The sequence below is a fragment of the Paenibacillus sp. G34 genome (assembly GCF_056856875.1).
In genome coordinates this window covers 2,458,444-2,470,579 of sequence record NZ_CM166469.1, presented here as the reverse complement: position 1 = coordinate 2,470,579, position 12,136 = coordinate 2,458,444, and the positions used below count along the sequence as shown (strand labels likewise).

The window sequence follows — 12,136 nt, the reverse complement described above, 5'->3', positions numbered from 1 at the left end:
ATTGTGGTCACCTCTGTTTCCTTTATTCAGAAATCATGTTGTTCGTTTAAGCCACTTTTTCATAAATCCCCTGATTCCTGACAAGGTTCCGGGTTCCGGATTTGCAGGTACAGCCAGATATCGAAGGGCAAGTTTCTGTATATCTTTAGAAGCCTTGCAATGGGGATAGGCTAAGCGATAAGGCATCTGTTTCTTCACCGCTGTAACGACCTGAGCATCCTCAGAGATATACCCCAAAAGCGGAATATCTGTTTGCAAAAACCTTCTCGCCACTCCAGCGATTTTATCCGCTACACGCTCCGCCTCCTTTTCGTCTTCAACACGGTTTACGATCATTCGAAAAGGTGTTGCGTGCTCCTGGCTGTGCATTACTTTGACTAAGGCATAGGCATCGGTTATTGAAGTCGGTTCAGGTGTAGTTACAATCAGGCATTCATCAGAAGCACTGATGAATCTCATATTTTCCCTGGAAAGGCCAGCCCCAGTGTCGAAAATGACGTAATCCATCTCTTGCGCAATGTCCTCTACCTGACTGGCGAAAAACTCCAGATCACGATCAGACAAGGAGAATAGTTCCTTCATTCCCGACCCCCCTGCAATATATGGCAGGCCATCAGCACCCAGTTGTATGATTTCCCTTATAGTTTTATGTCGGTATAATAGATGATACAGATTATAGGAAGAAGAAGTTCCCATCAAAACATCGATATTTGCCATACCGATATCTGCATCAAAGACCAGAACCTTTTTCCCCATGGAGTGCAGTGTCAGTGCAAAGTTTAGTGTGAAGTTGGACTTGCCTACACCGCCTTTACCACTAGCTACCGTAATAATTTTGGATGAACGGTTATTCGTTCTGTTATCATCGCTCTCAAGTGGCGCCGAGACCAAACTTCGGAGTGATGCTGCCTGATCCTTCATTGTTTTCCTTCTCCCAATAATACATTGGATAACCATTCCACATCGGGCTTAAGCAGATCGTCTGGCACATTCTGACCATTTGCGACATAAGCAAGTTTAAGCGGGAAACGATGAAGAAGATTAAACAACGGACCGCAGGTTCCTGTTTCATCCATTTTGGTAAAGATCACTTTATCCAATCCATATTTACTGAAATGCTCCGTAATTTGCACCATATCCATGCTTTTCGCAGTCATACTCATGACCAGAAAGGTTTCACTGTTCTCAACAGGAGCAAGCAAACTCTGCAGTTCGGAGACAAGTAATTCATTTCTATAGTTCCTACCTGCCGTATCCATAAAGATCAGATCACAGTGTTCTAATCGGGAAATGGCACGCTGCGTATCACCTGGGGACTGCACAACTTCCAGCGGCACATTCAGAATCGATGCATACGTTCTAAGCTGTTCAACGGCGGAGATTCGGTACGTATCTGAAGTAATGAAACCAACTTTACGTTGATTTTTAAACATCTGTTCCGCAGCCAGCTTGGCAATCGTTGTCGTTTTACCGACTCCCGTTGGGCCAGCCACATAAACAATACGGGTACTCGGCAAGATGCCCTCTTGAATGCGATCTTTTAGAAAAGTCGCTACCTCCAAACGCAGCGCCTCATCAACATCCGATTCCTGTATTTCACCCTGGGCTAGCCCCTGCTGAATGGGCTCAAACCAAGATTCCCATACTTCGGGCCAGATTTCTTGTTCAGCCAATCGCTCTTGAATATTCAATAATTCTTCAGAGATCGTTGACTCCACTGTACCTTGCTTGGAAAGCTTGGTCATCATCTGCTTCAAGTCCTGTATCTCATTCATCAGCTTGTCCTGTTGCTGTTCCGAACCACGATTTTGAATACTAGGCGTTGAACCCGAAAAATCCGCCCCTTGCGGTCGCGGTTTATGCTCACTGTTCAGAAAATCTGAACCGTAATCCATCTTTTCATCTGTACCGCTTACCTTGGATACAGATGGAACAGCCGCTGTTTTCCCCTGGACACTTTGGTCCATCGCCGCTACAGCCTCTCCTTCTTCGGAACCAGCCACAAATGAACGAGCGGTTTGAGCATAAGCTTCAGGTACAAACGAACGAGGCACAGGTGTAAATGATTGTTGAACCTTCTTAACAGAAGATCCCTTCGCCTGATTGTTCTGTTCTTTATCAACTGCTGCAACCACTTCGATCCGTTTTTTACGGAACATCCCGAGCACTCCGCCCACCTTGATTTCTTTGGTGGACAGAATGACGGCGTCACTTCCCAGGTCTTTGCGAATTTGAAGCATAGCTTCGGGCATGGTCTCAACAACGTATTGTTTTACTCTCATAAGTTCACCACCCCGATACTTTGAATTTCAACATTCGGCTCCAACTCACTATAGGAAAGCACCGGAATATCCTGCATCGTTCTTTCAATCACCTGACGCAGATACATTCGAATGGTTGGAGAAGTTAACACGATGGGCTGTTGACCCGATTGAATTAAACGATTTACTTGTTCACTCAACTTTTGGTAAACACTTTGCGTAGAGACTGGGTCCAGTGCAAGATAACTGCCTTGGTCCGACTGTTGCACACTTTCAGCAATTTTCTTCTCGAGTCCTGGTCCAACCGTAATCACTCGAAGCGTTTCCCCTTTTTGCGAAAATTGTTGTGTAATTTGGCGTGATAAGGATTGTCTGACATATTCCGTTAACACATCAGGATCTTTCGTATACGTTCCGTAATCTGCAAGTGTTTCAAAGATGGTTACCATATCACGGATAGATACTTTCTCACGTAGGAGCTTGGCAAGCACTTTTTGTACATCGCCAATCGAGAGAACTGAAGGGATGAGTTCATCCACCAATGCAGCATAATTCTCTCTAAGGTTATCCACAAGCGCCTTCGTTTCTTGTCTTCCAAGGAGTTCGTGCGCATGTTTCTTAATGAGTTCTGTCAGATGAGTCGCAACTACAGAAGGTGGATCGACTACCGTATATCCAGCAAGCTCTGCCCGATCTTTAGTCACTTCATCAATCCATAGTGCAGGCAAACCAAAAGCCGGCTCTGTTGTTTCTATTCCTGTTACAGACTCTTCGTCATAACCAGGACTCATCGCGAGATAATGGTTCAGGAGCAATTCTCCGCCCCCAACCGCATTACCCTTAATTTTGATTACATACTCATTAGGTCTTAGCTGAATATTGTCCCGAATACGAATCACAGGTACAACCAAGCCCAGTTCAAGAGCACACTGTCTTCGAATCATAATAATCCGATCGAGCAAGTCTCCGCCTTGTTGATTGTCAGCCAGTGGAATCAAGCCATAACCAAACTCGAATTCGATCGGGTCTACCTGAAGCAAGTTAATAACACTTTCAGGACTTCTGACCTCTTCAATCTGTTGCTCTTCTTCCAACTGCTCTTCCGCTTCCTGTTTCATATTCAGATTGTTCTGCATTCGCCAAGCGGCAAAAGCAAGCATACCTGCGAGCGGGAGCGTTGTAATCACATGAATTGGCGTGAAGAATCCCAACATTGCAATAACAAAAGCTACGATATAGATGAGTATCGGATATGTAAACAACTGGCCGGTAATATCTTCTGCCAAGTTTCCTTCCGATGAAGCTCTGGTCACGATCAGCCCCGCCGCTGTTGAAATGAGAAGTGCAGGAATCTGACTAACCAATCCGTCCCCTATGGTCAAGACCGAGTATGTGGAGAGTGATGTTGCAAAATCGAGACCGTGCACTGTCATACCGATAATAAATCCACCGATCAGGTTGATCAGGAGAATAATGATACTTGCAATGGCATCCCCTTTTACGAACTTGCTGGCACCATCCATCGCTCCATAAAAGTCCGCTTCGCGTTCAATTTTGGAACGACGCTCACGCGCTTGCTGTTCATTGATCAAACCGGCATTCAAGTCCGCATCAATACTCATTTGTTTACCGGGCATTGCATCGAGTGTGAACCTTGCTGCTACTTCAGCTACACGCTCGGATCCTTTGGTAATGACGATAAACTGTACAACCACCAGGATCAAAAACACGATAAATCCAATGGCTATCTGTCCGCCAGCTATCCAGCTACCAAAGGTAGCAACAACGGCTCCCGCATCACCTTTACCAAGGATTAGCTTCGTTGTTGAGATATTGAGTGCCAGTCGGAACAATGTAGTAATGAGCAGCAAAGCGGGAAATATGGAAAACTGCAATGCTTCTTTGCTGTTCATGGCAACAAGCAGGATCATCAAAGCAATAGAGATGTTGACAACAAGCAACATATCGAGCAGCCAGATCGGGATCGGGAGAATCATCATCAACACAATGCCGATAATCCCCGCAAGGATAGCTAAATCTTTTGTTTTCAATGAATGTACGGCCTCCGATCCCTTTTATTTCGTTCTGCCCTTAAGTTTATATACATAAGCCAGCACTTCGGCTACAGCTTGAAACAAATCGGCCGGTATAGCGTCACCAATCTCAGCTCTCTGGAACAATGCCCGTGCCAGTGGTTTGTTTTCCATCGTAATTACACCGTGTTCTTTGGCAATTTCTTTAATGCGAAGAGCGACATAATCCTGCCCTTTAGCAATGATTTGCGGAGCATCCATCTCAGATCCCTCATACTTTAGCGCAACTGCAAAGTGTGTCGGGTTCGTGATGATTACATCTGCGTTCGGTACTTCCTGCATCATACGCTGCATAGCCATACGACGTTGACGCTCCCGGATTTTCCCCTTAATCAGCGGATCGCCTTCCATTTTCTTGTACTCATCCTTGATATCTTGCTTGGACATGCGTATATTCTTTTCATAATCGTACTTCTGGTACATGTAGTCGAATACGGCAAGCACTAGCAGTGCAACTGCAATTTTGACACCAAGATTCAAAGTAATTGAAGCGGCGAACTGTAAAATTGCATCCATTGAAAAGTGTGATAATGAAGCAATATCAGACTGGTAACTAATAATCGTGCTGTACACAAGGTAGCCGATAATAGACATTTTCAAAATGGACTTTGCAAATTCAACTAACGAGCGAAGTGAAAAGATATTTTTAAAACCTTTGATTGGGTTTAATTTCTCGAGCTTTGGCTTCAGACCCTCACCTATAAGAAGAAAACCCACTTGCATGTAGTTAACGATTAACGCAATCAGTGCTGCGCCAAGCAAAACGGGTGCGAGCAACAACATCACTTCAATCCCGTAACGCATCATCAGTGCCATTACATTTTCTTCAGTAACATTCATGCTAAGCCGATTAATAAAAATATCCGTAAACAGCTTTACCATGCGCTCTTTATAGAACGAACTAAACATCATCATGGTCAGAAATGTAAACAGGAGAATCGAGGCACCAGATAACTCCATACTTTTAACAACCTGGCCCTTTTTTCGTGTATCCTGCCGCTTTTTAGGGGTAGCTTTCTCTGTCTTCTCCCCAGAAAATAACTGGAGGTCAAGTTGAAGTTTCATCTGAATCCTGTCCTCCGTTTCACTCATCCCGGCCTTTGTCCGATCGTTCCAAGCAGTTTTTCCATCGAACGGAACATGACCTCAAACAATTGGCTGAACACAAAGGCGAAGCTGGGAACCAGCAGGAGCAAAATAGCAATTCCGACGAGCACCTTGAGCGGCATACCTACGGCAAATACATTAAACTGCGGAGCCGTTTTGGCTAAAAAGCCTAATCCTACATCCGTCAGAAACAGCGCGACCACAATCGGGGCTGCCATCTGAAAAGCGAGCATAAACGACTCACCTAACGTACGTATGAGGAATTCCGCAATGCTACCATCAGCCATCTTCAAAAAGAATACATTCGATAACGGAATCCACCGATAACTGTATACGATGCCATCCAGCAAATAATGATGTCCATTCATGGTTAAAAACAATAGCACAGCAAAGGCATATTTAAAGTTACCTGTAAGAGGTGCAGATGCACCTGTCATCGGATCATACACATTAGCTATACCAAAACCAATCTGAATATCAATAAACGCACCTGCAGTCTGTACAGCCGTCATCAAGAGATAAGCCACAAATCCCAGAAGCAGACCGATGAGGACTTCTCTGATGATCAACAGAACGTAACTCAAGTCAGTTGGAACAGTCTGATGAATGCCAAAGCTCATGTAAACTGTCAACGTAACAAAGGCAGATATTCCTACTTTAAACGAAGCAGGTACATTTCGGGCTGAAAAGACGGGTGCAGTTACAAAAAATGAGCCAATTCGACAAAACATAAGCAGAGCGACAGGGAAACTTTGCAGCAATGTCTCCATCGGCTAAAGCCTACCCTATGTATCTGTACAAATTATCGAGTATGTTGAACGTGAAATCGATTAATAAATTCAAGATCCAAGGCCCGAACAAAAGCACCGCGAGCAGTACTGCGACAATTTTGGGTACAAAAGCGAGCGTCTGCTCTTGAATCTGAGTCGTTGCTTGGAAAATACTAATCATAAGTCCTACAACCAGAGCTAATATGAGCATAGGTGCACTGGCCAGCAATGACGTGTATACTGCTTTTCCGGCCAGACCGATAATAAACTCCGAAGTCATGACCGTCCTCCTTTAACTCTCCGGTTCAAGTATTAAAACTCAGCAACAGTGACTTGACTACCAGATACCACCCATCCACCAGAACAAAGAGCAGTATTTTAAAAGGTAATGAGATCATGACCGGGGGAAGCATCATCATACCCATGGCCATGAGTGTACTCGCCACGACGATGTCGATTACCAGGAAAGGAATAAATATCATAAACCCCATCTGGAAAGCTGTTTTGAGCTCACTGATTGCATATGCCGGTACCATTACCGTGATTGGAATATCCTGATACGATTTCGGCTGTTCTGCCTGATTGTATTTCATGAAGAGCAAGATATCCTTCTCACGCGTATGAGTAAACATAAATTTCTTGATCGGATCTGCTGCTTTTTCCAGCGCCTCCGTCTGGGTCAAATCTCCTTTAAGATAAGGCTGCAACGCAACCTGATTAATGGAAGACAATGTTGGAGACATAATGAAAAGCGTTAGAAAAAGGGCCAAACCGACCAAAACCTGATTCGGAGGCATTTGCTGGGTTCCGAGTGAAGTTCGGACAAACCCAAGCACAATCACAATCCGAGTAAAACTGGTCATCAGTACCAGCAATGCCGGGGCTATGCTAAGCACCGTAATTAACAAAATAATAGATAATGAACTAGTACTTGGCGTATTGCCGTCACCGTTCCCAATCTGTATATCGATGTTAGGAATTGGCTCGGCAAAAGCCACCGTAACGGATGCCAGGCTGATAAGTCCTATGAAACAACACGCTAACCAAATCTTTTTCTTCATGAATCCCTCGACCGATCTGTAGTATTGTCTTGATCCAGGATCTTCTCCATCTTCTCTTTACGGTTTGGCATCTGCCGAAGTTTGGATTCAAACATCTCATGAAAAGAAGCAGTATCCTCAATTTCCAATTCCCGAGGCGGCTCTTCTTTACGAAGACGTTTAGCGAGCTTGGCAATGATCGGTGGGAGATTTCCTTGCTGTGAAACAGCATCCCGTTCAAAGGAATCTACAATTCTCTTTGCTTCTTCCAAATCCGAAACTTTATCCAGCAGCTGTATATTCTCGCCAACACCAATCAAATAAACGTTTCCGCCAATCTCTAAAATTTGCAGTGACTTATTCTGTCCTAGTCCGACCCCGCCCAGAATGCGAATGGTTCCGCTACGAAACCATTGCTGATTTCGTTTGTTCAAGAATCGGATCAGGTAGACAATAAGAACCAGAATGACGGCCAGGACAACAATCACCCATACTAGCTGTAGATAATAATTGATTCCCGCGCCAGCTGGTTCTGGAGTACCACCCTGAGCCATCAACATGTTTCTTAAGCTCCCAGTGTTTTGCTGATTGCTTCGATAACCCGATCAGATTGGAAAGGTTTAACGATAAAATCTTTAGCTCCAGCTTGGATAGCATCGATAACCATCGCTTGTTGTCCCATTGCAGAACACATAATTACTTTTGCATTTGCATCTATTTTTTTAATTTCTTTCAATGCAGCAATACCATCCATTTCAGGCATTGTGATATCCATTGTGATCAGATCCGGACGAAGTTCTTTAAACTTCTCAACAGCCTGAGCACCATCCGGCGCTTCTCCTACGACTTCGTACCCATTTTTGGACAAAATGTCCCGGATCATCATTCTCATAAATGCAGCGTCGTCTACGACTAAAATTCGGTTTGCCATGTTGGTTCAAATCCTCCCTAGATTGTGCTTATTGTAATTTCTGAATACGGTCCCATTGGCTAAGAATATCTATAACACGAACACCGAAGTTTTCGTCAATGACGACAACTTCTCCCTTGGCGATCAGTTTGTTATTGACCAAAATATCGACAGGTTCACCAGCCAACTTATCCAGTTCGACAATCGAACCTTGTGATAATTCCAATATATCTTTAATTTGCTTTTGGGTCCTTCCTAATTCTACGGTGACTTTAAGGGGAATGTCCATCAATAAATTCAAATTGTTCTCGTCTACATTAGCAAAAGTCCCATTTTGCAAATTGGCGAATTGAACAGGCTGTACATTCACATTCCTATTTGGTGCACCGCCATAGTGTTGAGGCTCACCGTAGGCTGGCTGCGGTGGCATATTGTATGGCTGCTGCGGTGGCATACCGTATGGTTGCTGTGGTGGCATCCCTTGAGGCATTCCCATCGGAGCTTGACCATATCCACTATAGTCCTGAACAGGCTGCTGTGGAACATGCGGCGGCATCTGTTGCTGAACCGGCGGCTGTTCCATAACCGGTGGCGGCGTTGGAGCAGGAGGCGCAGCTGGTGGTGATGCTGGTGTCGGCGCCAGTGTTGAATCTACAGGAGCACTCGCTGTAGACTCCTGAGCTCCTCCTATCAGCATATCTACCATGCTTTTAGCAAAATCCACAGGGAGCAATTGCATCAGATTAGAGTCGATTAAATCCCCTACTAATAGACGAAACGAAACTTGAATAAGCGTTTCATCTGGCGGGAGGTTGGTCACACCTTCGCCACTTTCCAAATTGAGAATATCAATCCCTGGAGGAGAGATATTAACAAAACGGTTGAAGATCGTCGACATGGATGTGGCAGAAGACCCCATCATTTGGTTCATTGCTTCCTGCACGGCACTAATGTGAATCTCGTTCAGATCTTCATCAGCAGGATTCCCCTCGCCACCCAGCATTAGATCAGCGATAATTTGCGCATCTCTCTTTTTAATAACCAGAGAGTTAATTCCCTCAAATCCATCGACGTAATTCACATGCACAGCAACATGAGGTTTAGGGAATGCCTCTTCGAACTCTGTTCGACTAATAATGGATACTTTAGGTGTTGTAATATCCACTTTAAGGCCTAGCAACGTAGACAGCGCAGTTGCGGCACTGCCAAACGTAATGTTACCAATCTCCCCCAGGGCATCCTGTTCCAGTTCCGTCAGAAAATCATCTACCGTTTTCTGAGCAGGCTCGGAACTCGATATGGATTCCGATTGCCGGAGCAAAGCATCAATCTCTTCCTGGGATAAATAATCCTTACTCGTCAAATTCTTCAACTCCTTCGGTGACAACTTGATCTATTTGCACAGCCACACGGTCCTTAATGGTTCCCGGACTGCCGATATACTTCAGCCTGTCACCAACTTTAATGGAAAGCCCCTCTTCCACCGGTTTATTTAGCGTAATCACATCGCCAACCGATAAGCCTAAAAACTCAGCTATCGAAATTCTGGATTCACCAAGTTCGGCTACAACAGGTAATTTGGCTTTGTTTACTCGTGATCTCAACGCTTCGTACTCTTCCGGAGCTCTTGTTTTCTTCTCCGAAACAAACCACTGATGCGTTGACAACCGGGACATAATAGGCTCAAGAACGACATGCGGTATACACAAATTGATCATGCCCGTGGTGTCGCCAATTTTGGTACTTAGCGAGATCAAGGCAATGGTCTCATTGGGGGATACAATCTGCATAAACTGCGGATTCGTCTCCAACGCTTCCATTCTTGGCGAGATATCCAGCACTGTTTTCCAAGCTTCCTGCAAACTTTCGAAGGCCCGGCTGAAAATTCGCTCCATAATTGTCGTTTCAATTTCCGTCATGCTTGCAATTTTGGTCGGAGCACTACCCGTACCTCCAAGCAGACGATCCAGCATCGCGTATCCGACGTTGGGGTGAACTTCCATTACCATTCGTCCCTGTAATGGTTCCGCTTCGAAAATGTTCAAAATCGTCATCTTGGGAATAGAACGAATAAACTCGTCATAAGGCAGCTGTTCTACCTGCACGACATTGATCTGAACGAACGTCCGCAACTGGGCCGAAAAATAAGTGGTGAGAAAACGAGCAAAGTTTTCGTGAATACGCGTCAGGCTTCGAATGTGATCCTTCGAGAAACGAACTGCCCGTTTAAAATCGTAAGACCTGATTTTCTTCTGAGTTTCTTCCTTTTTCAATTCCTCGGCGTCCATTTCACCAGAGGAAAGGGCTGCTAATAGGGCGTCAATCTCGTTTTGTGATAATACATCCACCATGTTCTCACCCCCTTACCGATCTACAGCTTGTTCTATTCATTACATTGGTGCTATAACAATGTCTGAAACGTTAGTGCTTTTCAAGTTCGGCTCAGGCAATGCTTCATTAATCAGCGCTGTCAGTCTTTCATTGAATTGTTTCATACCTTTAGCCGTACTCAGTGCCTCAGCCTTGGTATCCGTAAGCGCCTCTATAATGATTGGCTTAACCGTAATACTTTTAATTTTCTCAAAGTCTTCTTTAGCTTTCTTATCCGATAGCTTGAAAGAGAAACTAACCATAATAATACGGTCTCCATCAGCCAGATTGGTCTTAATTGGTCCCAGCTCGGACGAAACCTCTACAATTTCATCTGCAGTCAGCTTTTTTTCTTCAGCAGCTGCCGCCGTATGTGTATTGTCATTCTTATCTGGGAATTTCATAACTATAAAAACTACGACCACAATGAGTGTGATTGCAAGCAATGCTGTTGCAATCCAGGGCATCATCTTTTTCATCAGGACTCCTCCGTTTGCTGCACTTTAATCGTGGCTGCCTGAACTCCAATTTCACGGTTGTATTCTTTGATCTTGGAAATCACTTCGTCGGCCTTCTCAAGCACGATCAGTCTTTTTCCCGTTACCAGAGTAATATACGTGTCCGGCGTCTCTTCCACGATCTCGACCATCAGCGCATTTAACCACATGGGAGAACCATTTAACCGCGTAACTGAAATCATGCTAAGCCCCCTCAATCAGAGTGGAGGAGCAAGCTCCCCCACCATTCAAAATTCTAATCAGTTATTAACGCTTCAGGTTAACGACCTCTTGGAGCACTTCGTCTGATGTTGTGATGATCCGGGAGTTCGCTTGGAAACCGCGCTGAGCAACAATCATCTCGGTAAATTCATTCGTCAAATCAACATTGGACATCTCGAGCTGGCCCGCAACGATAGCTCCTGTGCCGTTTTCAGCGCTATTTGCTGTCACCGGTTCGAGCGCACCATCCGGATTAGCATTCGCCGTCATACGATACAAATTGCCGCCAATTTTCTCAAGGCCTGATGGGTTCACTACTTTACCAATACCAAGCTGTACGTCAGCCCCAGTTGTTCCGTCAGCCATCGTTTGGTTAATCGATCCATCTTGACCAATTGTGAATGAAACAACATCTTCACCAATCTGAATGTTCCCTCCGCCACTATCTAGTACAAACAAACCATCAGAGGTAACCAAGTTGCGATCGGCATCAAGTGTAAAGTTACCTGCACGTGTCAAGTATGGAACCTCTTGATCCTCGCTCAGACGAACCAGAAAAAATCCATCTCCGTTAATGCGAAGGTCAGTAGGTCTATTCGTAGTCATAGGACTGCCTGCCAGATGCATTGTGTCAATGGAACCTACCGACACACCTAGGCCAATCTGCTGCGCATTAACACCACCCGACGGGGTATCCGTTGGAGCAGTGACGCCTGAAGTCGTTTGGCTCATAATATCTTTGAACATCACACGGCTTCCTTTAAATCCAACCGTATTTACGTTCGCAATATTATTACCAATAACATCCAGCTTCGTTTGAAAACCCCGCATCCCGGAAACACCTGAGTACATTGATTTCAACATTT

14 protein-coding genes are annotated in these 12,136 nt (G+C 44.8%); all 14 read right to left on the bottom strand.

Annotation, left to right across the window (positions count from 1 at the left end; all coding sequences use genetic code 11):
• Positions 1 to 33: 33 nt before the first annotated feature.
• Positions 34 to 921, bottom strand: a complete 888-nt coding sequence (locus AC1VYS_RS11260; protein ID WP_482914308.1) for a MinD/ParA family protein — start codon at positions 919 to 921, stop codon at positions 34 to 36.
• Entirely contained in the window at positions 918 to 2,282 is a 1,365-nt protein-coding gene (gene flhF / locus AC1VYS_RS11255) for a flagellar biosynthesis GTPase FlhF (RefSeq protein WP_482914307.1), read from the bottom strand. The genes AC1VYS_RS11260 and flhF overlap by 4 nt, the downstream gene beginning before the upstream one ends.
• Positions 2,279 to 4,312: a flagellar biosynthesis protein FlhA gene (gene flhA / locus AC1VYS_RS11250; protein WP_482914306.1), complete on the bottom strand. Its 2,034-nt coding sequence runs from the start codon at positions 4,310 to 4,312 to the stop codon at positions 2,279 to 2,281. Before flhA ends, flhF begins: the two co-directional genes overlap by 4 nt.
• 24 nt (positions 4,313 to 4,336) lie before the next feature.
• Complete coding sequence (gene flhB / locus AC1VYS_RS11245; protein ID WP_482914305.1) at positions 4,337 to 5,446, bottom strand: flagellar biosynthesis protein FlhB; 1,110 nt, start codon at positions 5,444 to 5,446, stop codon at positions 4,337 to 4,339.
• A complete protein-coding gene (fliR, locus tag AC1VYS_RS11240; RefSeq protein WP_482914304.1) occupies positions 5,443 to 6,231 on the bottom strand; it encodes a flagellar biosynthetic protein FliR in 789 nt (262 codons plus the stop codon). The genes flhB and fliR overlap by 4 nt, the downstream gene beginning before the upstream one ends.
• A 10-nt stretch (positions 6,232 to 6,241) precedes the next feature.
• A complete protein-coding gene (fliQ, locus tag AC1VYS_RS11235) occupies positions 6,242 to 6,511 on the bottom strand; it encodes a flagellar biosynthesis protein FliQ (RefSeq protein WP_482914303.1) in 270 nt (89 codons plus the stop codon).
• Between the two features lie 25 nt (positions 6,512 to 6,536).
• Complete coding sequence (fliP, locus tag AC1VYS_RS11230) at positions 6,537 to 7,292, bottom strand: flagellar type III secretion system pore protein FliP (protein WP_482914302.1); 756 nt, start codon at positions 7,290 to 7,292, stop codon at positions 6,537 to 6,539.
• On the bottom strand, positions 7,289 to 7,825 hold the full coding sequence (locus tag AC1VYS_RS11225) for a flagellar biosynthetic protein FliO (protein ID WP_482914966.1): 537 nt from the start codon (positions 7,823 to 7,825) through the stop codon (positions 7,289 to 7,291). Before AC1VYS_RS11225 ends, fliP begins: the two co-directional genes overlap by 4 nt.
• Positions 7,826 to 7,836: 11 nt before the next feature.
• The gene (locus AC1VYS_RS11220; protein WP_090923862.1) at positions 7,837 to 8,202 is read right to left on the bottom strand and encodes a response regulator; all 366 of its coding nucleotides are present in this window, start codon (positions 8,200 to 8,202) and stop codon (positions 7,837 to 7,839) included.
• A 28-nt stretch (positions 8,203 to 8,230) separates the two neighbouring features.
• Positions 8,231 to 9,544: a flagellar motor switch phosphatase FliY gene (gene fliY, locus AC1VYS_RS11215; RefSeq protein WP_482914301.1), complete on the bottom strand. Its 1,314-nt coding sequence runs from the start codon at positions 9,542 to 9,544 to the stop codon at positions 8,231 to 8,233.
• Entirely contained in the window at positions 9,534 to 10,532 is a 999-nt protein-coding gene (fliM, locus tag AC1VYS_RS11210) for a flagellar motor switch protein FliM (protein ID WP_445644873.1), read from the bottom strand. The genes fliY and fliM overlap by 11 nt, the downstream gene beginning before the upstream one ends.
• A 39-nt stretch (positions 10,533 to 10,571) precedes the next feature.
• A complete protein-coding gene (locus AC1VYS_RS11205; protein ID WP_482914300.1) occupies positions 10,572 to 11,030 on the bottom strand; it encodes a flagellar basal body-associated FliL family protein in 459 nt (152 codons plus the stop codon).
• On the bottom strand, positions 11,030 to 11,251 hold the full coding sequence (locus tag AC1VYS_RS11200; RefSeq protein WP_056700597.1) for a flagellar FlbD family protein: 222 nt from the start codon (positions 11,249 to 11,251) through the stop codon (positions 11,030 to 11,032). The genes AC1VYS_RS11205 and AC1VYS_RS11200 overlap by 1 nt, the downstream gene beginning before the upstream one ends.
• 64 nt (positions 11,252 to 11,315) lie before the next feature.
• On the bottom strand, positions 11,316 to 12,134 hold the full coding sequence (flgG, locus tag AC1VYS_RS11195) for a flagellar basal body rod protein FlgG (RefSeq protein WP_482914299.1): 819 nt from the start codon (positions 12,132 to 12,134) through the stop codon (positions 11,316 to 11,318).
• Between the last annotated feature and the right edge of the window lie 2 nt (positions 12,135 to 12,136).

Excerpts from the sequence above, each read along its gene's own strand:
- flhF (WP_482914307.1), bottom strand. The coding sequence starts at position 2,282 with ATGAGAGTAAAACAATACGTTGTTGAGACCATGCCCGAAGCTATGCTT.
- fliR (WP_482914304.1), bottom strand. The coding sequence starts at position 6,231 with ATGGAGACATTGCTGCAAAGTTTCCCTGTCGCTCTGCTTATGTTTTGT.
- flhB (WP_482914305.1), bottom strand. The coding sequence starts at position 5,446 with ATGAGTGAAACGGAGGACAGGATTCAGATGAAACTTCAACTTGACCTC.
- AC1VYS_RS11220 (WP_090923862.1), bottom strand. The coding sequence starts at position 8,202 with ATGGCAAACCGAATTTTAGTCGTAGACGACGCTGCATTTATGAGAATG.
- AC1VYS_RS11225 (WP_482914966.1), bottom strand. The coding sequence starts at position 7,825 with ATGGCTCAGGGTGGTACTCCAGAACCAGCTGGCGCGGGAATCAATTAT.
- flgG (WP_482914299.1), bottom strand. The coding sequence starts at position 12,134 with ATGTTGAAATCAATGTACTCAGGTGTTTCCGGGATGCGGGGTTTTCAA.
- fliQ (WP_482914303.1), bottom strand. The coding sequence starts at position 6,511 with ATGACTTCGGAGTTTATTATCGGTCTGGCCGGAAAAGCAGTATACACG.
- fliP (WP_482914302.1), bottom strand. The coding sequence starts at position 7,292 with ATGAAGAAAAAGATTTGGTTAGCGTGTTGTTTCATAGGACTTATCAGC.
- AC1VYS_RS11200 (WP_056700597.1), bottom strand. The coding sequence starts at position 11,251 with ATGATTTCAGTTACGCGGTTAAATGGTTCTCCCATGTGGTTAAATGCG.
- fliM (WP_445644873.1), bottom strand. The coding sequence starts at position 10,532 with ATGGTGGATGTATTATCACAAAACGAGATTGACGCCCTATTAGCAGCC.
- AC1VYS_RS11205 (WP_482914300.1), bottom strand. The coding sequence starts at position 11,030 with ATGAAAAAGATGATGCCCTGGATTGCAACAGCATTGCTTGCAATCACA.
- AC1VYS_RS11260 (WP_482914308.1), bottom strand. The coding sequence starts at position 921 with ATGAAGGATCAGGCAGCATCACTCCGAAGTTTGGTCTCGGCGCCACTT.